Here is a 20,736-nt window from a genome sequence, read left to right as displayed (position 1 = left end):
CAACGGCGCCGCTCGGGGCCGCGCAGGGCGCTGACGGCAGGTCAGCCGCTGCGTGGCTCGGGAGCCGTGTCCCATGCGGTGGCCGACGCTCGGCTTACCGGAACACGTCGAGCAAGGTCGCTTACACCATGAAGCGGGACAAGACCCTGGCGGCAGCACGCGGCCCCCAGAATCACTGTCTGGGGGCCGCGTCCGTGCCCCGTGCCTGCCATCCGGACTGCACCGCGGTGTGCTTCGCGAACGTTCCGTTCGCGGCTCGGTGTCACGGTAGGCGGCCACGCTCCCGGGCGGGGACACCGGCGGGAGCGTGCTCGTGCGGCCGGGGCTGAGGCCGGACCGGGGCCGAGCGTCTACCGGCGTTCGATGTCCGGAGGGCCGATGGTGCCGCCGGATCATGGCTCCGGCGGCACCATCGTTCGGCCTCTGCGTGGTTGGTCAGCGGCGGGGGGCAGCGTGTTCGACGCGTGGCCGTTGGGCAGGCGAGGCGGTGGGCCCTTGTCCGGAGACCGGCACGGCCGGGCACCGGGTGACCGAGGACGGGTCCGGTGCGGGCGCTGTGTCGGCCGCCGGGCCTTGATCGTGACTTACCCCAGCACAAGCGATTCATCGCCGAAGTCGGCCACGAGCTTGAGCTTTCCGCCGAGGGCTTCGACGTAGGCGGCAAGCGTGTCGACCTCGGAGCGGCTGAGCGCACCCTTCTCGATGGCCGAGACGCGTCCCTGGGTGACGCCGAGGATCTTGGCCACCGCAGTCTGTGTCATGTGCTGGCGCTTGCGGACCTCGGCGAGGCGGTAAGCGCGCACTTCGGACAGGAGCGCGGCGGTTCCCTGTGCGATCTCCTTCTGCTCCTCCGGGGAGAAGCCGAACTCTTCCTTGAGATCATCCCAGTCGACGGCGTTCGCAGTGCTCTGCTTCTTCACGCTCATGACTCCTCCCTGTACGCCGCGTACGCCTCTTCCGCTTCCTTGATCGCCGTCCGGTACCACCCGGACCAGTTGCCGGCCTTGTCGCCGCCGACCAGAATCACAGCGTTCCGCTCGGGATCGAACACGAACAACAGTCTCACCTAGCTGGTTCCGGATGAGCCGGGCCGTAGCTCCTTGAGGTTCGGCAGCGCCGAGCCGGTGATCCGGTCAACGAGAGGGCGCCCCAAAGCGGGGCCTTCGATCTGCAGAACGTTGAGTGCCTGCGTGATCTGGACGAGCGTGCCCCTGTCGGTTTGACGGAGACGGTGCAACCAGTTCCTCGCTGGTTCCACCACGACGATCTTGAAGGGCATACACTCCCTCATTCCCGTTCATTACCCCTGCACAATATCATGCAGGGGTAATAATTTGAGCACCCTTGGTCGTGCAGCGCACGGCTCCCAGAGTCACGCTCTGGGAGCCGTCGTCCGTGCCCCGCCATCCCGACGGGAACGCTGGCGCATGCCTCGCGGGACGCCGCCCGAAGGCCCGTCCGCGGGAGCCACTACCGGCCGTGTGGACCGTCGCGGTCGGTCCGGCAACGCGGGCAGCGGCACGGGGGCCACCCGAGGGAGCGTGCCCGTACCGGGGGCATACGCGGTCGGCTCCGCCACGCCGACCCGGCGCCCGTCGCCATCGAGGCGGTAGGTGCTGATGGTCAGGCGGGACCTGCCCGGTTCGGGAGGCGTTCCGGCGATCACCGCTCGCCACCGCCGCGGCGGGACGCGGGCGGCAGTGACAGCACATCCGGCACGCGCGGGAAGTGTGGGGCGCAGTCCCGGCACGCGTACACCGTGAAGCCGGGGCCGGAGCCCTGGTGCACCTCGGAGACGACGACCGGCGTACCGGTGATCGCGCAGCAGCGCACACACATCCGCACCGGCGCACGCGTCCCGCCCGGGGCCGTCTCGGAACGCTCGCTCTGCTCGCTCACCGGGCCACCGCCTCAGCGCCGACCACATGCAGGTCAAGGTCGATGCCGAAGTCCGCCGCCAGAACCATGGCGACACGACGCTGCCGCTGCCGCGCCCGCTCACACTCCCGCTCAGCGAGAACGACATACGGCCGGACCACGGCCGTCGCCTCGCCGGGCAACGGCTCCTCGATGCCGTACGGCGACCGCCGCAGGGGAGGCCACGGCGCAGGCGGGCGGGGCGCCTCCGGCGTACGCGCGGGGGTCAGGCGGGTGGCGCGCCCGTCTGTGCGGCGCCTTCCCGTGCCGGGCGCGAACACGCCCAGGATCCATCGCACGAACATGTGGATAATGCTCACTGTCATCAGCTCCTCAGAGGCTGGTGGCCATGCCCCGGGGCCCTGCAAGGCCGCCGGGGTCTTCTGTGCATAGAGTAGACCTAGCTAGCTAGGGTAGCTAGGCGATATTGGCGAACTCGTCTCGCCCATCCCGATAGGTCCGCCTAGCGTCCAGGGCATGGAATGGGAGCCGGACGTACCACGCTGGAAGCAGGTCTACGCCGTCGTTGAGGGGCGGATCGCGGACGGTACCTATCCGCCCGGATCACAGTTGCCGGGTGTTCTGGCGATTCAAAGCGAGTTCGGCATCGCACAGATGACCGCACGACGCGTGTTGACGGAGCTACGGACTGCGGGTCTCGCGCAGATGCACCCGGGCGTGGGGACCTTCGTCAGCGAACTCCCCGCGCAGCCCAAGTGACGGCGGGCGGCGAACGGTCCGTACGCCGACCGGCTCGCGAGAGGCTCAGGACGGTCTGCTGGTCCTGTGGTCGATGCGGCGTACAGCAGGGACGCCCTGTGTGAGACAGCGGTGGCCAGGGGACGACTGCGTTGAGGTCGCCGTCACCGAACAGGCCATCCACGTGCGGGACTCCAAGTACCTGGAGTGCCGACCCTTCACGGTCGGCCGCGAGGGCTGGACGCTGCTCGTGCGGTACACGGCGGACGCCTGAACGAAGTCAGCGGTGCTTCCATAGGCCGTAGAGCCTCAGGACATCGAGCTGCCACTGAGCGTGCAACTCGTCCTGCGGCACGGGCAGCTCTCGGCCGAGCGAGTAGGCCACGTGCCGGTACAGCGGGTGCTGCTCGCCGTTGTTCGTGGTCACCAGAGCGGAGAGAAGCGGCTCGCTCATCGGGGTGTCCGCGTCGGCGAGGACCAGTACCTCCCCCTGGTCGTCCGGGTGCAGGTGCGGAAGTTCGGCGCCCTGACGGTGCCGGAGGGCGGACCAGGTCGTGGTGGTGCCACCGCGTGCGGCGTCTTCCAGTGCGGTGCGCACGACGGCCGCGAGTTCAGAGAGCTTCTCCCCGCTCGGCCGGGACTCGCGGTCCGTCTTGGGATCATGGGCGCTCACCTCACTCAGCGACGCGGTCAGCTCGTCGAGTCGTTCCCCGCAGGCGCGGAGGACTGCTTGGAGGTCCTCCGGCAGCTTGCCGCGGTACTTCCTCTTCAGTTCCTTCGCCCTGTTCAGGCCGTCACGAAGGGTGCTGGCCGCTGCGCCTCCGTCCCTCCGTGAAAGGTTGTCGAGCAAAGGACGGAGTTCCGCCAGGACGTTCTCGTTCTCGCGGTCCCGGACCCATTCGCTCATGTCGCGCAGGTGGTTGCGGTGCTCGGCCTGGTTCTCAGGCGTCAGTTTCGTACCGTAGAGCCTGCCCGCCGCCTGCCAGACTTGCTTGGCTTCGGCGAGGTCGCCGGTCTGACGGGCTCTGTCGAATCGCCAGCGGAGCCCCGTGAGTGTGCCGATGGCCGCGGCTTCGGAAACGTCGGCCTGGGGTACGGAGACCGATGGAGCCACAGGGGCTGTGGCATCGGCCGGTGCTGTTTCGGCGGCCTTCCGCTGGCGCTCGGCGTCCGTGTACACGTCGCGGATTCGGCCCACCTCCAGTTGCCTGGCCCAGTGCACCTCGCTCGGGAGGCCCGGTACCGGGCGGCCATGCCGCTGAAGGATCGTCGCGAAGTACGGCAGTGGCTTGCCGTCGTCGGCCACGACAAGGGCCGCGTACATGAGGCCCCGGTCCTGGAGTGGCTCGTCCACGCGGAACAGGAGATTGGCGCACCGCTCGTCCGAGAGAAGTCGGAAGGCGAACCCCGTCGCCTCCGAGAGCTCACGCCAGGTCACGTCGGCGGCGCCGTTCCTCGCGCGTGCTCTGAGGTGCTCACGCAATGCGAGTACGAGTTGAAGCGTGGGAAGGCCGGCGGGTGAGATCGGCCCGCGGGCATTTTGGGGCTTCTGAGGCTCTCGCACCACCTGTGGATGACGTGGAGACGCGGGCGGGGTCTCCGCTACTTTCCCGCCTGGCGAAGCCTCGGCCGGGCTCGCGCCACAGAGCCGGTACGCCCGCTCCAGCTCGTGCAGATGGATCCGATGAACGTCCTGTGAGGATGTGCCTGGTGCCCAGCCCAGTTCGGTGAGCACATCGGCGAAGAAGGGGGCCGGTCCATCGCCGTCGGTGGTGAGCAGCGAGGACAGCACTGGCCTGTCCTGGGCACGGGGGAAGTCCATTGCCACGAGGAGCTTGAGGCGGCGTTCCGGTGTGATCGGCTCTGCGCCGTCCCCCATCGCCCGGACGAGCGTGGGCCAGGTGATTCGGCCACGGGAGCGGGCGGTGCGCTCCAGGTTCTGCCGGAGGGAGGCGACGATCTCGCGGTCGCTGAGGCGTGGTCGTGGCACGGCGGGCGCCGGCGCGGGCCGGACGGTCTGGGTGGGGCCGGTCACCGCCGACTCCGGCAGCGCTGGCTTGAGTCCGCTCCAGGCGGCAGCCTCCCGGGCGTTGAGGCGTCGCGCCCGGCTCGCAAGAAGGAGCCAGGCAGGGGCTTCTTTCGTGGCGCCGACGCCTAGAGGGGTCAGCGTCACTCCGTCCCCGAGGAGGTACACCCTGGACGGATTGGGGGCCGGAGTGATCAAGGGAAGGACGATGCGCGCCCGGAGTACTGCCGCGCCCATGGGCTGAATGTCCGCGTCGTAGACACGCCCTGTGGTTCCGGCCGGTGGGGATACGTCGTTCCGTGGTGCGGCCCTGGTGAAGGCCACGGTGTCGTCGGCCAGCCGGAAGGAGACCTGGGCGGGTGTGGTGGCTGCCTCGGCTGAACGCGGCATGATGCCCTCGGGTGTGTGCGCCAGGCTCGGCGTGACGATGCCCGCGCGTGTCATCGAGCACTCGGACAACGTCGTCCACTCGATGGTGCCGCCCGGAAGCTGGGTTCCGACGCGTACCTCACGCGTGACACCGACGGTCCGGCACTCGACGCGAATTGCGTAGCCGTGGGTCTCCACCCGGTCGTAGGCGAGCATGCTGTCCGGGCCGAACAACCACTCGACGCTGTCGGCTCCCCTGGCGAGGTCTTCCGCCTCCTGCCGCCACTGCCGGAGGCCCAGCCGGGCCATCTGTACGCGTACGAACTGTCGCCCGCCGGACAGCCGGAAGTCCACGGTTCCGCCCGGCCTGTCCCCGACCGTTCGGTACGACGCCTTGGCTTTCCGGTGGTTCTGCCGGGCGAGCCATTCGGCCAGGGCCTGGCCAATGTAGAGGTGGTCGGCGCTGGACTCGCCCATTGCGGTGCGGCGGCAGTGGACGGGCGGGCGGTGGGCGAAGTGGCACTTCTTCTCGGTGTACCGCTTGGGCGTGAGCTTCTTGCCACAGCCGCCGAGCAGGACGCCGCAGTAGAAGTCGTCGCGGGTCCGGCCCCGCATGAACCGGTCGAAGTCGTCGTGGTCGTAAGGCAGGAACACTGGCCAGTCCGACTCGGCCCGACCGATGACCGCCGTCTGAACCTTGCGGGTGTCTTCTTCGGAGGTGGGTGAGACCATCCTGGCTCCTGGCTTGGGCAGCGACGACGGTTGGGTCAGGCCGGGTGGCGGGGGTTTTTGCCTGGGGGTGGTCAGGGTGGAGGTGTACCTGAGCAGGTCGTGCGCTGTGCGAATCCAGGGGCGTAACGCGACCTTGCTTCGCAGTCAGGTGTGAGGAGCGCTCGCGTTCGTGGATTAGTGGCCCGGGGCCGGAGCCGTGCCCGTCCCAGCGGTCGCGTGATGACGTTCGCCGCCGGGACATCGGGTCAGTGGAGGTCTGGTCCGCCCGCCTCGGCAATCTCGTCGAGCAGGCTGATCTTCTCGTCGGCGTCGTCCGGGACGTCCTGGACGCCGTCGGGAAACGCTGAGAATTTTTCCTCGTCAGCGAGATGCGGGTACTTGTCCAGGAGGAACCGTCGTCGGTACGCCATGTCGGCGGCATCGACGATCCCTTCCAGAGTGGTCCAGTTGAAGGCGCCTCCCATGACGATCCCGAATGCGGGTACGGCCTTGCCGAGCCCCTTCTTGGTGAGACGAAATCCGAATGCTTTAGCGAACTGCTGGGAGACCTTGGTGACGAACGCGTCGTTCAGAACGTCCCATGCCTTGCCGCGGAAGAGCGCCTGGGTGAGCCGCGAGATGTCGGCCATCGCGGCGTTCTTGGCGGTGGCCGAACTCGCCGTGCCGACGTTGACTACGGACATCACGAAGAGTTTCTCGGCAGGCTCTTCGGGGTCGTAGCCGTAGAACAGCGAGACATGGCCGACGGCGCGGGACGCGAGTCCGAGTACAGCTGCGGTATCGGCGGCGAAAGCGCCCGCGATCGCACCCCCGGAAGGCGCTGCCGCAGCGCCGGCGGAGGCGGCGATGACGAGCTCTCCACCTGAGATCACCAGCCCCGCACTTGCTCCCGAGAGAGCTGCAGCAGCCGGGTAGTACCAGCTCGCCGCCCGTCCGCGCACCGCGTCGACCTGTTCGAGATCGAGGCGGCGCACGTCGCGCAGCGAGGCGACGTCGTGCCCGCGCTTCGTGTGGAGCGCAACCACGCGCTTGGACGAGAGGCCCGCACGCGCGGCCCGCCCCACGGTCTGGCGCACGGACTGAAAGGCAGTGCCGCTCCACTCCGGGAGGGCGTCGGCGGCTCCGCGCGCCCCAGCCCCGACCTTTTGAGCGCCCTTGGCGACGGCCTGCTGTCCACGTGAGACCGCCGACTTGGCCCGTGGGTGGTTCTCCAGTTGTTTCGCGGCACGCTTGCCGAGGGCCGTGACGCCGTTGGCGACTTGCTCGCCGGCGATACTCATCCCTCGCGACAGCGGGCGGCCCTTGAACTGCTGGACGGCCTGCCACGCCGCGAGTTCGTAGTCCGAGGGAAGCCGATCGGGCTGCTGCGGGTTGCTCATGGTCCCCCTGGGACGTGGATTGATGCACGAGTGGGTGACTCGCCAGGTCAGGTCGTCGAGAGCTGTCAGGCAGGGTGGCGTGGGCCGTGGCCCGGAGGTGGTGTGAGGGTGGAGGTGTAGTTCTCGCCGTCCACCAAAGGGTTGTTGAGGGTGAGACCAGCGGCGGCCATTCGGTCGTACTCGGCGAGGATCAATTCCTTGGTGCGGTAGGAGCCGTACTTGGCCTCGTCTTTGCGGCGGACGATGGGGAAGGTGTCGAGGATGTAGTCGGCGTCCTCGCGGGAGATGCCGTAGAGGTGGAAGAAGAGGGCATCTAGTTCGGCTCTGATCACTTGGCGGCGATTTTCGTCCCAACGGAAAGGTTGGCCGGTGTGGCCGAGGTCGCGACCGAACGAAGTAAGGTCATACGAAGTGAAAGTAAGTTCAAGCACTCGCGGGATAATGAATGCCCGGAAGCGTGTGAGAGCGTCAGGTGGCGGGACTGGAATCTGCTCAGAGGTACCCTTTGGGATGCTGGGCTGGCTGAGGCTATTCCTCAAAGCGTAGTCGTAAGGAAAGGAGTTGAAGGTGGCTTCAAGGAGGGCCAGATTATTCGCTGAGGGACCGGCAGATAGAATCCATCCATACGAAGCGGATCCCCACGGGATGATTGTGGCGATGCATGTGCGTTCGTCATTGCTTCGCGCTACACGTCGATGACCAAGCATTCCGGTTGTGCAGTCAAAGCGGCGACGTGTATGCCGGACATGAGTGTCTTCGGACGAGGTCCAATATTGCGGCTGCACCACGTATTCAGCGGATTCCAGTTGCGTGGTGGTCGACTCGGAGCCTCCTTTCGAGTCGCCGAAGCGGTGAGAGTACTGATGTCCCATGCGTCCCTCGTATAGAGGGAGCATTTGATCTCTCCCCTTCCGGAAGATATTTCCGTCAAGGGTCCAGCCGTCAGATTCCAGAGCCTCGCGGGAGTGAAGCAGGCTAGAATCATGGGAGATGTTAAACAAACCCTGCATGAATGACACGCCCCATGGGTTTCCATTTGCCTGCGCCGTCCTGATCATGACGGGAAAGCGATGGTACATGCTCAGCGTGATCTCGGCATCGCGTCGGGACCTGAAGACCGGAAGTGTCCCGGTGTTCGGATTGAGGAGCTCAATCTCATCCGGTGTCAGCGCGAAGGCTTTCTCCGGATCATCCAATTCGGTCGGGTCATGGAGAAAGAATGCGAACCGTGCAGTCGATTCACGCAAAAGTCGGCCGGTGACGGATAGAATGCTAAACTTCATGCGGGAGTCCACGGCCGGGAAGAGGCCGGCGCGGTTCTCGAAGTCGTACAACATGGCGATCGACCCGCTCCGCACCAGATCTTTCGAGAAGTACTGCGTCCGTGCGTCCGTCACGATCCCCGTCGGTACAATCACTCCCGCCCGCCCCTTCGGCCCGAGCAGCATGCGGTCTGTCTCCGTAAAGACGGCATAGGTATTCAGGTTCCCCTGCCCAGTCAACGGAACTCGCCCTGAATGCCGCAGGAAGTGGCTCTCTGCGTACACCTTCCGTTTGCCGGCCTCGAACTCCTGGTGCAGCGGAAGCGTGTACGGGGAGTCCTTGAGTGCTTCGATCATCTTCTTGCGCACGGACGTACGGGATGCCTTGGCGATCTCAGGCGCGCGGTGGGCGAAGAACTCCAGCTCGGGGAACTCCACGCTGTCCCATGGCGGGTTACCGACCACGGAGTCGAAGCCGCCAGCCCAGCCAGTCGCAGGGGACACACCCTGGCCATTCTCGGGGACGGAGAAGACCTCGGGGAATTCCAAGTGCCAATGGAAGAAGCTGTACTGGTCGCGCAGACACTTGATCTCGGCCTGTGTCTCCGCAGCGACACCACCGCCACTCGCGTCCTCCAGCGCCTTGAACACCGAGTGCGTCACCGCGCGCGGAGCCTCCGGCGTCTTGAGCCACACGAACGCCGCACACCAGGCGTCGGCGACACGCCGGGCACGCTGGTACGCCGAGGAGCCGGCCCACTCCTCGTACGCCTCCTCTTGGCGGCGCACGTCCGCCAACTCCTCCGCCTGAGCCAGCGTGATGGACCGAAGCCCACTGGCGAAGACGGTGTTGGCGACCTGGACCGCCTCGTCGCCGAGATCGAAGAGGCTGCCCTGTCCGACCCGTTCCTGTTGGTTGATCTTCTCCAGAGCCTTGGCGTGCTTCTTGTCGTCGCCCTCGGTGGCGATAAACGCGTCGTCGGGAATCCCGTCCCGCAGCAGCTTCGGCGTTGCTCCGATCAACCCGTTGCCATGCTTCACATGCGCGTCAAGGAATCCGAGCGGCTTCCCGGGCTCCAACGCCTCAAGCCACAGCGACACCTTGGCCAGCTCCACCGCCATTGGGTTGAGGTCCACGCCGTAGATGCAGCGGGCGACGACCTCGTGCAGCGCATGGCGCACCGCATCCAGAGTCGGCTCGGGGTTCCGCTCCCGTACCGCTGCCACCTGCTTGGCGATGCGCCTCGCCGATGCAACCAGGAAGTGCCCCGAGCCGCACGCCGGGTCGCACACCGTAAGCGAAAGCAGCTCGTTCACGATCGCGTCCGCGGGGTCGGTCGCCCCCGACTTCGACGCCGCCTCCTCGCCCCTCTTCACCGCGTCCCGTATCACCGGGTCCAGAGTCGAGTCCAGCAAGCACTCGATGAGCGAGGACGGGGTGTAGTAACTACCCGTCGTCTTACGGGTGTTGCCCGCCACCTCGACCAGCGTGAACGTACGGTCGGCCGTGCTGTGCTTCGGTTCCAGCTCCAGCAGGGACTCGTAGACGGAGCCCAGCTCCTCCGCGTCCAGGTGCCGGTAGTCGATCGCCCGCCAGCGGCCCGAGCTGCCGTCCCGCACCTGCGACAAGTGCCGTACGGCCGTCAGCAGCGCCTCGTTGGAGAGCTTCAGGCCGCGCAGCGGGGCGTCCGCGTCCGTGTCGTTGAAGAGGCCGCCGAGGCCGGGCAGGCCCAGTTCGGGGCGGCCCGCCTCGTCACCGAGGGCGTCGAGGACGATGCGCAGGGCCTCGTACAGGTCACCGTGGGCCGTACCCCGCCGCTTCCTCGCGTGGGCGCGCAGGCGGGCCGACGAGAAGTACGCCTCGTACCGCTCGCGTGCCTGCGGGTCCGCCTTCGGCGACAGCAGGGCGTCGCGGTCCTCGGCCACGAAGACGAACAGCAGGCGGTAGACGAGCCGCAGCAGCGCGGCCTGGAGGGGCTTCGGGCGGACGTCCTCGCGCAGGGCCGTGTTCTCCGGGTGCCGCAGGAAGCCCGTGCCCAGCGCGGTGATCGCGTCCTGGACGCCCTTGCGGAGCTGGTCCAGGGCGCGGGTGCCGGAGGCGATGGCCTCCGTGCGCCACTTTTCCAGTCGGCACGCGGACGGCGGCGCGTCCTCCGCCACCTCGAACCGCGACACATGCAGCACCCGGTACAGCAGCACGAACTCGCTGAACAGTTCGCCGTCGAAGATCGCTTCGAGATCGAACTCGACGTACGAGGCCGTGGCCAGTGCGCTGGAGTCACGCAGCAGGCGGACCTGGCGGCCGTTCGTGAGGACGCCCCACAGGTGGGCCTCCGTGCGGTTCAGGCACTCCTGGAGCATGGACTGCGGCGGGACCGTGCCCGCGCCGCCGGGGCGCTTGTCCAGGTTGGCGTTCCAGGGCGTCTGGTGGATCAGCGCGTGCCGCCAGCGGTGGGAGACCGGGAACTTCTTCTCCGTGTCCGAGTCGGCGGGGATGCCTGCTGCCCCGACCTGAGTCAGCGGGCCGAAGCCCAGCTCCCGCCAGAGCGGGGCCAGCCAGTCAGTGCCGGCGCGGCCGGTCGGGTCGGCCGCCGGGTCGCCCGTTTCCCGGTCCTCGGGCAGGTGCTTGCGCAGCTCGCGCCAGAGCGGCTTCAGGTACTCCCAGCTGCGTTCGGCCTCGTCGCGGACCGAGCGGGAGGACGGCAGGCCGTAGTCGGCCGGCTTCGAGCCGGGGACGTCCTTGCCCTCGGAGATCCGGACCAGCATGTCGGCGGGCAGCAGCCCTCCGACCGTGTGGACTGCGGTGAACACCTGGTTGCGAGTGACGGCGGACATCAGGCGGACACTCCAGGAGCGGCAGGGGCGGTGGCCGTAGCAGCGGCAGGGGCGGAGGGCAGGTATACGTACGCGCCGAGGATGTCGGCGGGCTTCTGCACGGTGACGGAGAGGCCTCGGACGATCTCGCCGGACGCCTGGCGTACCCGGCGGTGGGAGGCGTCCAGCTCTGCGGCCAGTTCCTCGCCGTACGTCTCCAGGTGGCCGTAGACGTCGGGGAGTTGGGTGAGCAGGCGGGTCATCGTGCGTTCGGCGTAGTGGCGGTCCGTGCTCTCGGACGCAGTCGCGTCGAGCAGGTCCCGTGCCCGCTCCGGCGGCAGCCACTCCGCCTTCCTGGCGGAGCCCTCGAAGGCGATCAGGCGGGCGTCCTCCGCGACCAGCTGCTTCTCGCCGCTGCGGGAGGGGAGTGTGAGGTGGAAGCGGTAGCGGACCAGGAGGAGGGTGGTCATGGTGCCGACCGCGTCCGTGGTGACCACGCCGCAGCGGCGGGCCGGGCGGGCGCCGTCGGCCTGGGTGTCCAGGGCGGCGTTCAGGACATGGGAGGCGAGGGCGCCGACCACCGGATCCGTCCGCACCAGTGCCGCCTCGCCCCGCGCCACCGCCGGGTCCGTGCGGAACGGGATCGCGCGGTCCTTCTCGATCGCCTCCGCGCCCACCACCGGCGCCAGCGCGTCCCGCAGGCCGATGGGTGTGCCGCCGACCTGGGCCGTGAAGTCCTCGCCGTCGCCGCGGAGAACGGCACCGAGGGCGCCCAGCGACTCCCGTACGAACGTGTCGATCTCGCCCGTACCGCCCAGCGCCTCCCGGACCGCCGCGACCTCGCGGGCCACCTCCTGCGGACGCACCGACCGCTGCGCGAACCGTGAGCGCGACGCCTTCTCGCGCTCGGCCGCCGAGTTCCAGTCGCTGTCCAGCTTCGCCGTGCTCACCTTGAACGCGTCCGCGCTGAACAGGGCGTCCTGGTCCTCGCGGCCCCGCATCAGCAGCCACTCGACGATCGCGTCCGTGACGCCCGTCGACAGTTCGTCGGGGACGGAGACCGAGATGCCGAGGTCCTTCTTGATCTGGCGGTGCTTCTTGATGAGGACTTCGAGGACCTTGCCGTCGATGCCGTTGTCGTCGCCGTACAGGGTGATGACGCGGACCTGGTCCTTGCGCTGGCCGTAGCGGTCGACGCGGCCCTCGCGCTGGTCGTGGCGGGTCGGGTTCCAGGCCAGGTCGTAGTGGACGACGGCGTCGAAGTGGTGCTGGAGGTTGACGCCCTCCGACAGGCAGTCCGTGGCGATCAGGACGCGACGGGCGGCGGCGTCCTCGCCGGCCTCCTCGGCCAGCTTCTCGATGCGCTCCAGGCGCTGCTGCGGGGAGAGCGTGCCGGTGACCGCCTTCACGACGGTCTTGGCGCCGAGCGGGCCGCGCCTGCCGGACTCCTTGTCGTTCTCCAGCTGGGCGGCGAGGTACTCGGCCGTCGGGATGTAGCGGCAGAACACGATCGGGTTGTGGCCGTCCGCGAGCAGTGCCTTGAGGTGCTTGATGAGCGCCTTGAGTTTGAGGTCCTTGGCCGGGCCCTCCAACTGCTCCGCGATCGCGGCGAGTTCGGCGAGGTAGGAGCGCGGGTCCCCGGTGTCCTCGGTCGTCTCCGCGCCCGGGGCGACGTCCATGCCCTCCATCGCGTCGCTGTCGGCCGCGTCGCTGTTGAGCGGGGCGCCCAGCTTGTCGGCCTCCTCCGCCGACGCGGCGATCGCCGCCGCCGAGCGGGTCCGCAGGGTCTGCGCGGCGGCGCGCGGGGAAGACACCAGGGAGCGGAGCAGCGCGATCGCCGACCACCAGGCGATGCGGGCCTCGCGCTTGCCCTGGCTGCCCGCCTGCTCGACGCGCTCACTCGCGTACGCGATCGCGTCGTCGAGCAGGGCCCGGTACTCCGGCGACAGCTTGTACGTCTCGTCCTTGAAGTAGCGGTCCGAGGGGAACGCGGTCCGCTCCGCGAGGGAGTCGTCGGTGAGCCCGTCCTCCTTGGTGAGGTACTGGCGTACGTCCGCCCGCTTGCGCGCCACGAAGTGCTGGGCGAGGAGCTTGCGGCCCGCCTCCGAGTCCAGGCTCACGTCGGCCAGTTCGGGCTTGACCAGGCCGAGGAGGTTGCGGAACGCGGACTCCTTGCCGCTGTGCGGGGTCGCCGTCACGAGCAGCAGGTGCCGGGTCTCGTCCGCCGCGACGCGGCGCAGCAGCTCGAAGCGGAGCTGGTTCTGCGACGCCGTCGAGGTGTCGTCGGCGACCACGCAGGTGTGCGCCTCGTCGACGATCACCAGGTCGGGGCAGTGGCGTACGAAGTCGTCGCGGTGGCGCGGGGACTTGATGAAGTCCGTCGAGACGATCACGTGCGGGTACTTGTCGAAGAGGGACTGGCCCAGGTCCAGGCCCCGTTCGAGGCGCGAGACCGTCGAGGAGAGGACCAGCTCCGCGTCGACGCCGAACTTCGTGCGCAGCTCCTGCTGCCACTGCTCGGCGAGCGCAGGCGAGCAGAGCACCGCCAGGCCCGTGGCCTCCCCCTGCGCCAACAACTCGCTCGCGACGAGGCCCGCCTCGATCGTTTTGCCGATGCCGACGTCGTCCGAGATCAGCATGCGGACCGTCTTCTGCCGCAGGGCCATCAGCAGAGGAACCAGCTGGTACGCGCGCGGCTCCACCGCGATCCCGGCCAGCGAGCGGAACGGGCCGGCGCCCGAGCGGAAGCCGACGCGCAACGCCGTACGCAACAGGCCCGCTGCCCGCTGGTCACCGAGGTCGCTCGGCTCGGGCGGCGCGAACTTCGCCTCGTCCACCGCCTCGAACGCCGGGAACACGGCGGCGATGTCGTCGTCCGAGCCGCCCAGCGGACGCAGGACGAGCAGGTCGGGCTTGCTCTCGGGGAGAACGACCCATTCCCGGCCGCGGGCCTTCACCAGGGAACCGGCGGAGTACGTGAGTGCCATGTGAGTCTTCAAGTCCTCTGGATGGGCGGTCAGTTGGCGGCCGGAGAGCCGAAGTAGCGGGCATTGGCAGCGGCGACTGCGTCCCAGTCGGCGTCGTGCGCGAAGCGGATGACGTCCCAGCGGGCGTTGAACAGACGGTCCTCGGCGTCCTCGTCCCGGGAGCTGTCCTGCTCCTGGTCCGGCAGGTCCACGAAGACGGCCACGTTCACGCCGGGCAGGCGGTACACGTAGTCGGGGGTCGCCATCGCCTCGGTGAGGAACGAGCCCGGCTCGTCCGGCAGCCGCAGGCCCCGCGCCTTCGCCCAGCCCAGGAAGTCGCCCCGAGCGGCCAGCTCGGCCGCCGATGCCCCGACCACCGCCCCGGCCGCTGCCTCGACCGGTGTCGGCTCGGCGGGGGAGGAGGGGGAAGAAGCGGGGGAGGAGGCCGCGGGCGGGGACTGGTCGAGCAGCCGCCGGTACTGCTCCGAGCGCGACTCGCCGCGTGACTCCCGCCGGGCGGTCGCCGTCGCCAGCCGCACCAGCAGGTCCCGCACCGAGTGGCGGTTGATCAGGGCGTGGTTGAGCTGGTTGCCGTAGGTCAGCAGGCACTCGTAGCAGCCGAGCGCGCACGGCCGGTCCGGGTGCGGGCCGCCCTGGTCGGTGCCGTCCGCGTCGAAGTGGCAGATGTCCAGGGCGCGTACGGCCGCCTTCGCCAAGGCGTCGGGCTCGGCCTGGAGGCGGCGCAGCACACCCGCGCCGCCCTCGGCGGCCTCCGTGAACAGGAAGCGGTTGCGCGGGCCGTCGTCCGGCGGCAGCAGCTCGCTCGACAGCTCGGAGTCCTCCAGCTCGAACGCGGCCTCGATGCCACGCTCCAGGGCGTACATCAGGGAGACGGCCACCGGCTCCGGCAGCGGCTCGTCGAGGGTGACGACGAGGATGTTGCGGCGGTCCTCCACATACGGGATGACCCGCTTCTTGCGGCGCCGCTCGTTGCCGTCCGCGTCGACCTTGTCCAGCTCGCTGAACTCGCCGGACGCCTCGGCCGCGTCCTTGCTCGTCATCCAGCGGCCGTCCGCCAGGTCCAGCCAGTAGCCCGGCGGCTCGTCGTTCTTGGCACGCAACGGGCCGATGTTGGTGATCCGAACGCTCGCCGAGTCGCCGTACGCCACCTCGGCGAGCGGCACGCCCGAGACGTCGGTGACCGCCGCGTTCAGGCGGCCCTTGCGAGTGCCGTGGTCCTGGAAGCGGTACGACGTCTCCAGCTTGAAGCCGGCGCGGCGCCGCTCCTCCTCGTCGGACGAGATCCGCTCACGGCGGGTGGTATACACGGTGTGCAGGTGCAGCAGGCCGTACGTCGCCGCGCCCAGCGGCTCGTGGCACATGGCGCAGCGGTCCTCCAGCTGCTCCGGGTCGTGGTGGTAGCCGCAGTGCGCGCAGCGGCGGGCCTCGCTGGTCGCCAGCTCGCCGGAGGAGTCCGGGGGGAGCTGGATGCGGGTCACCTGGTAGCGGGCGCCCTCGTGGTAGATCAGCGCACCCGGGCCGAACTCTCGGATCGCGAGGAAGCGCGGGCGCTGGAGGTAGTCGCCGTCCCCGCGGCGGCGGCCGACGGTCGGGATGTACGCGGCGAGGGGGAGCCGTGGGAAGCTGTAGCCGGGCAGGAAGCCCTCGGAGGCGAGATAGCGGTACGGGTTGAAGTCGGAGAGGACCGACTTGCTGTCGGCGCTCTCGTTCATCAGCAGGTTCAGTTGGGTCTCGGCCTCGCGGCGGCGGGCGTTGGCGCGGATGCGGTCGCCCTCGGTGAGGCTGTAGTCGAGGCGGCGCCTGTTCTGGATGTACTGGTCGTCGAGCGCGGAACGGAACAGCTGCCGCCAGCGGTCGAAGGCCCGGTCGAAGCGGGTCGCCACCGTCCGCACCCGGTCCTGGATCCAGTCGTCGTGCCACCAGGTGGTGTCGGCGAAGTCGGGCAGGAGCGGGCCCAGGACGCGGAGAGCCGCGTCGATCGTGCGGCGGCGGGCGCTCTCGTCGAGGGAGGCCGCGAGGATGTCCGGCAGCAGCTCCAGCGCCGGGTTCGGGCGGTCGCCCGTGTCCGGGTACGACACGTCCAGCACCTCGGGGACGGCACGACCCAGTTTCAGGCCGGCCTCCGCGATCCAGATGCCCTGGAGGTGGGAGAGGACGAGGTCCTCGTTGGCGAGGTCCAGGCGGGGCGGGGCGACGGCGCCGGCGACCATGCGCTCCGAGCGGCGGAAGTAGTACTGGTCGTGGCTGTTGCCCGTCGCGCAGTACGTGGTGACGAGGGCGGGCTGGCCACTGCGGCCCGCGCGGCCCGAGCGCTGCGCGTAGTTCGCCGGGGTGGGCGGCACGTTGCGCATCATCACCGCGTTGAGCTGGGAGATGTCGACGCCCAGCTCCATCGTCGGGGAGCAGTACAGCAGCTTCAACTCCGCCTTACGGAAGGCCTCTTCGCGCTGCTCCCGCTCCTCCGGAGAGACCTGCGCGGTGTGTTCGCGCGCGAACAGGCCGGACAGGGTGCCCGCCGCGTCCTTGTACAGGTCGCGGAAGAAGGTGTTGACGCGCGGGCCGTCGCCGCTCTGGTAGGTGCGGGTCAGCGGGTCGTGCGTGCCCCGCTCGCCTCTGCCGGCACGCCACACGAGGGACTGGGCGGCCACCCGGTAGCCGGTGGCGGCCGGGGCGGACGACCTGCGGTAGCGGCCGGCGCGCTGCGGGGCCTCCGTCACCTCCTTCACCAGGCCCGCCTTGGCCAGCACCTTCAGCAACTCCTCGATGACCAGCTGGAGATCGGCCGGATCGAGGGTCTTGAACGACGTGTCCGCGCGGCGCAGGTACTTGCCGAACTTGCCGCGCGCCGACAGGAACAGGGCCGAGCGGTCCATGCCCCGGCCGGACGGATGCGGATAGGCCGTGCCGACCTTCGGCTTGTCGGCCGCGGACAGCACCCACGGGTCGATCAGCCGTTCCTCGCTCGCCCGCTGGAGCGAGTCGAAGTCGTCACGGAAGTACGAGACGTCGATGGCGAGGGAGCGGCGCATCTCGTTGAGCAGCGCCTTCATGACCTCGGCCCGCAGCGCCGGGTCGGCGTCGCGCAGCGCCTCGTGCGTGCCCGCCCAACGGTCCTGCTTGGCCGCCACCCAGTCCAGGTCCTCGTAGCCGATCTCCAGCAGGCCGGTCTGTTCCAGGTTCGGCATGGTGATGCGCCAGCCGCGCTCCAGGTCCAGATAGAGACGGAACGCGATCACGTCACGCAGTGTCTTGGCGGCGTTGCGGGCGAGGGAGGGCGGCAGATCGCTCTCGCCGGTGTAGTCGGCCGGCTCGATGGTGAGAGCGTTCGTCACCGACGAGGCCAGTTCCTCGTGGTGGACGCCGTCCTCGCCCGCGTCCAGAGCCGCCCGGTACAGGGCGCCGCGCAACTGCGTGATCTGCACGAAGTCGTTGAAGTGACCCGCCTGGAGGGACGCGTCCTGCCGGTTGTCGACGAACGTGAGGAGCTTGCGCGCCTCCTTGTCCAGGGATTCCTCCGGCACCGACTTCAGCGAGCGCACCACCGACGCCGAGATCAGCGAGGTCGCGGAGGAGCGGCCCTCCTGGTCGAGCGTCGCCAGCTTCGCGAAGTCCCGGCCGCGCGTCTGCTCGTACGCGACCCCGCAGTGCAGACAGAAGAGGAAGGGGGAGGGCACGAACGCGGCCTGGAGCTCGCCGCGGCCCTCGTGACCGCGCGGATCGACGGTGACGGCACGCGGCACCCGGTCGCGGTACGACTTCTTCACGACCTCCTGGCCCTTGTCGTCCAACTCCAGCCAGGACTCGGGGAGTCGGCGATCGTCCACCGCGTACTGGACGTTGGACGGCCACGCCCGCTCGTGGTCGACGTAGAGGTAGCCGTCGCCCTGCCGGCCGCCCGTCGCGGAGGTGTCCCGGCGCGCCTCGTAGCGGACCTCGCCGTCCCTCTCGGTCCGCCACACCGTCAGATACTCCTGGCCGCACTCCCGGCAGAACGCCAGCGGCATCAGCAACCTGCCGTCGCTGCCCGGCTGTTCGAGCTGGTACGAGCGGGTGAGATGGCGCGAGAGCTTGTCCTCCAGGGTGACGTACACGGTGTCGCCCTTGGAGAGGAACTGGTGCAGCCGGAACGCGAACAGCGGCCGCTCGGTCACCGGGTGCAGCGCCTGCGAACCGGCCTCCAGGGTGGCGCGGATCGCGGCGGCACACTGGTCCTCGGCGACCCCGGACTCCTCGTGCAGTTCCTTCGCCGCGACCTCGATCTTCGTGGGCCGCTGCCGGACGAGCCGCCCCGTGGCCTCGTCGGTGGCCAGGCCGAAGCGGGTCTCGATCCAGCGGGCCAGCGGGTCGCGCACGAGATCGTCGTACGCGCGCGGCGCGGCGGGAGAGCCCAGACGCTCGGCGGAGACGATCTCCGGTGTGTCGTGGGTGGCGCGGACCAAGGTCTCGCCGATGACGTGCTCCGGGCGCACGGTCGTACCGAACAGGGTGCTCGCCACTCCTGCGACGACCTTCTTCTGGTCGTCGAGCGTGCCCTCCGTCGACATGGTGGCCGACGTCCCGATGCACTGCAGGTCCTGCGCCTGGCAGGCCTCGCGGACGCGGCGGATCAGCAGGGCGACGTCGGCGCCCTGCCGGCCGCGGTAGGTGTGCAACTCGTCGAAGACCAGGAACTCCAGGCCCCGCGCCATCTTGATGAGGCTCGCCCGGTCGGCCGGGCGGGTCAGCATCAGTTCCAGCATCACGTAGTTGGTGAGCAGGATGTCCGGCGGGTTGTCCCGGATCTCCTTGCGCTTCTCGTCGTCCTCCTGGCCCGTGTACCGGGCGAAGGTGACCGGCTCGCGGCCCGTGCCGTAGCCGTCGCGCAGATACTTCTCCAGCTCCTTGAGCTGGCTGTTGGCGAGCGCGTTCATGGGGTAGACGATGATCGCCCGGACCCTCTTGGCGGCGTTCGGCCCCTCGGCGTCCCGCTGGTGGAGGACCTTGTCCACGATCGGGACGATGTACGCGAGCGACTTGCCGGACCCGGTGCCCGTCGTCAGGACGTACGACGCACCGGACGCGGCGGCGTCGATGGCCTCGCGCTGGTGCTGGTGGAGTGTCAGCGGACGGCCGTCGGGCACCGTGCCGCCCTCGGTCTTCTTCGCCTGGAAGATCCGGGCGCACTCGTCGTGCAGCACCTTCTGCCCGGCGAGTTCGACCACCGTGCCGCCGCCCTGGAAGAAGGGGTTCAGCGACAGCCACGGGTCGGGCCACTGCGACTTGCTGTTGAGGTCGTCCTCGACGAACGCCGCGATACGGTCGTCACGGATGACGGTGCCGCCCTCGGTGAAGGAGCGGTAGTCCCTGATGAGCGTGCGGTGGACGCCGAATACGTCCATGCCCGCGCCGGAGACGGTGACGGGCGGCGGCTTCGGGGGAGTGGCCTGCGGGGCGGGGGCCTGTGCGGCGGGGTCGCGCAGGGGGCGGGCCGGGTCCAGGGCGCTCCAATGCGGCAGTTGCTGGGAGTCCCCGTCCTGTACGACCAGGGGAAGCAGCGCGTCGCGTACGGCGACGGCGTCCGCGGGACGGGCCGCCGGGTCCTTGGCGAGCAGCCGGTCGACGAGACGGACGAGCTCGGCGGGCACCTCGCTGCGGATCACGGCGATGGGCGTCGGCGCCTCGCGCGTGTGCTTGGCGGCCAGCTCGAACGGGGACTCGCTGGTGAACGGCGGTACCCCCACGAGCATCTCGTACAGCACACAGCCCAGCGCGTACAGATCGGCGGCCTGGGTGACCTGCTTGGCCTCGAACTGCTCCGGAGCCATGTAGCGGGCCGTGCCCACACTGACGCCGGTGCCGGTCAGCCGGGCCTCGTCGGGGTCGTCGACGATGCGCCCCATGCCGAAGTCGAGGACCTTGACCGTGCCGCCCCGGGTGAGCATGACGTTGGCGGGCTTGAGGTCCCGATGGACGATATCGGCGGCGTGCGCGGCGGCGAGGCCGGACGCGATCTGCGCACCGATGGCGGCGGCCCAGGTGACGGGGAGCTGCCGTTCCTCCTCGATGAGGTCGCGCAGCGTCTCGCCGTCCAGGAGTTCCATGGCGAGATAGGGAAGGCTGCCGTGGTCCTCGGCGACTCCGCCTGCGACGAGCCGAGTGAGGTTGGGATGGTCGAGGCGGCGCATGATGCGCACCTCGCGCGCGAAGCGCTCTACCGCCTTGGGGTCGGCACCGGTGTCGATCTGAAGGCCGGTACGACGGCGAAGGATGGTCTTCAGCGCGACCACGCGCTCGGGCGAACCCACGAGGGCGTCCAGGTCCTCGGCCCGGTGGACCTCCCCCATGTTGCCCTTGCCGATGACGCGCCCGATACGGAATCTGCCGTCGACCAGCTCGTGGCTCACGCCCCGCTCCTCTGTCCCTGTTTCCGCGGGTTCTCGCTGTTCCGAAACGGAATGCGTCCCCCTGACCTGACTGCGCCACCGCCCATCGTGACAGAGGGGGCGCCGCGGCCGCCGCCACCGTACACGATGGTGAGAATTTCCGATAGATGTTCAGTCTGTTGACGTCGT

At 69.2% G+C, this 20,736-nt stretch carries 12 protein-coding genes; 2 read left to right on the top strand and 10 right to left on the bottom strand.

Going from position 1 to position 20,736, the window contains the following annotated elements; translation table 11 throughout:
* Nucleotides 1-584: 584 nt before the first annotated feature.
* From SCAB_RS07655 to SCAB_RS07640, 5 genes are all read right to left on the bottom strand, one after another.
* A complete protein-coding gene (locus SCAB_RS07655; RefSeq protein WP_037722719.1) occupies nt 585-926 on the bottom strand; it encodes an XRE family transcriptional regulator in 342 nt (113 codons plus the stop codon).
* Nucleotides 923-1,066: a type II toxin-antitoxin system RelE/ParE family toxin gene (locus SCAB_RS49245; protein WP_012999483.1), complete on the bottom strand. Its 144-nt coding sequence runs from the start codon at nt 1,064-1,066 to the stop codon at nt 923-925. The genes SCAB_RS07655 and SCAB_RS49245 overlap by 4 nt, the downstream gene beginning before the upstream one ends.
* A complete protein-coding gene (locus SCAB_RS49240; RefSeq protein WP_012999482.1) occupies nt 1,067-1,279 on the bottom strand; it encodes a type II toxin-antitoxin system RelE/ParE family toxin in 213 nt (70 codons plus the stop codon). It abuts the gene before it with no gap.
* 383 nt (nt 1,280-1,662) lie between these two features.
* Nucleotides 1,663-1,899, bottom strand: a complete 237-nt coding sequence (locus SCAB_RS07645) for a hypothetical protein (RefSeq protein WP_012999481.1) — start codon at nt 1,897-1,899, stop codon at nt 1,663-1,665.
* Nucleotides 1,896-2,243 (bottom strand): hypothetical protein, encoded by a 348-nt coding sequence (locus tag SCAB_RS07640; RefSeq protein WP_037722720.1) that lies wholly within the window; start codon nt 2,241-2,243, stop codon nt 1,896-1,898. Before SCAB_RS07640 ends, SCAB_RS07645 begins: the two co-directional genes overlap by 4 nt.
* A 151-nt stretch (nt 2,244-2,394) precedes the next feature.
* Between SCAB_RS07640 and SCAB_RS07635 the strand changes: the two genes are divergently transcribed.
* Complete coding sequence (locus SCAB_RS07635; RefSeq protein ID WP_012999479.1) at nt 2,395-2,637, top strand: GntR family transcriptional regulator; 243 nt, start codon at nt 2,395-2,397, stop codon at nt 2,635-2,637.
* A gap of 100 nt (nt 2,638-2,737) precedes the next feature.
* Nucleotides 2,738-2,890, top strand: coding sequence for a DUF397 domain-containing protein (locus tag SCAB_RS43690; protein ID WP_231884908.1), 153 nt, complete (start codon nt 2,738-2,740; stop codon nt 2,888-2,890).
* Between the two features lie 6 nt (nt 2,891-2,896).
* Here SCAB_RS43690 and SCAB_RS43685 read toward each other — a convergent pair whose 3' ends face one another.
* From SCAB_RS43685 to SCAB_RS07610, 5 genes are all read right to left on the bottom strand, one after another.
* A complete protein-coding gene (locus tag SCAB_RS43685; protein ID WP_012999477.1) occupies nt 2,897-5,743 on the bottom strand; it encodes a competence protein CoiA family protein in 2,847 nt (948 codons plus the stop codon).
* A gap of 245 nt (nt 5,744-5,988) precedes the next feature.
* Nucleotides 5,989-7,122, bottom strand: coding sequence for an EcsC family protein (locus tag SCAB_RS07625; protein WP_012999476.1), 1,134 nt, complete (start codon nt 7,120-7,122; stop codon nt 5,989-5,991).
* Between the two features lie 65 nt (nt 7,123-7,187).
* Nucleotides 7,188-11,219 carry an Eco57I restriction-modification methylase domain-containing protein gene (locus SCAB_RS07620; protein WP_012999475.1) on the bottom strand — a complete coding sequence of 1,344 codons (4,032 nt, stop codon included), beginning with the start codon at nt 11,217-11,219 and terminating at the stop codon, nt 7,188-7,190.
* Nucleotides 11,219-14,185, bottom strand: coding sequence for a DEAD/DEAH box helicase (locus tag SCAB_RS07615; RefSeq protein WP_012999474.1), 2,967 nt, complete (start codon nt 14,183-14,185; stop codon nt 11,219-11,221). The genes SCAB_RS07620 and SCAB_RS07615 overlap by 1 nt, the downstream gene beginning before the upstream one ends.
* A 29-nt stretch (nt 14,186-14,214) precedes the next feature.
* Complete coding sequence (locus tag SCAB_RS07610; RefSeq protein ID WP_012999473.1) at nt 14,215-20,568, bottom strand: protein kinase domain-containing protein; 6,354 nt, start codon at nt 20,566-20,568, stop codon at nt 14,215-14,217.
* Between the last annotated feature and the right edge of the window lie 168 nt (nt 20,569-20,736).

The organism is Streptomyces scabiei 87.22 (assembly GCF_000091305.1).
Lineage (GTDB): Bacteria > Actinomycetota > Actinomycetes > Streptomycetales > Streptomycetaceae > Streptomyces > Streptomyces scabiei.
The sequence above is the reverse complement of the archived record's forward strand: the minus strand, read 5'-3'. Positions and strand labels throughout refer to the sequence as shown.

Bases quoted from the DNA above. Each gene is read 5' to 3' on its own strand.
- SCAB_RS49240 (WP_012999482.1), bottom strand. From the start codon at position 1,279: ATGCCCTTCAAGATCGTCGTGGTGGAACCAGCGAGGAACTGGTTGCAC.
- SCAB_RS07625 (WP_012999476.1), bottom strand. From the start codon at position 7,122: ATGAGCAACCCGCAGCAGCCCGATCGGCTTCCCTCGGACTACGAACTC.
- SCAB_RS07635 (WP_012999479.1), top strand. From the start codon at position 2,395: ATGGAATGGGAGCCGGACGTACCACGCTGGAAGCAGGTCTACGCCGTC.
- SCAB_RS43685 (WP_012999477.1), bottom strand. From the start codon at position 5,743: ATGGTCTCACCCACCTCCGAAGAAGACACCCGCAAGGTTCAGACGGCG.
- SCAB_RS07615 (WP_012999474.1), bottom strand. From the start codon at position 14,185: ATGGCACTCACGTACTCCGCCGGTTCCCTGGTGAAGGCCCGCGGCCGG.
- SCAB_RS07640 (WP_037722720.1), bottom strand. From the start codon at position 2,243: ATGACAGTGAGCATTATCCACATGTTCGTGCGATGGATCCTGGGCGTG.
- SCAB_RS07655 (WP_037722719.1), bottom strand. From the start codon at position 926: ATGAGCGTGAAGAAGCAGAGCACTGCGAACGCCGTCGACTGGGATGAT.
- SCAB_RS07620 (WP_012999475.1), bottom strand. From the start codon at position 11,219: ATGTCCGCCGTCACTCGCAACCAGGTGTTCACCGCAGTCCACACGGTC.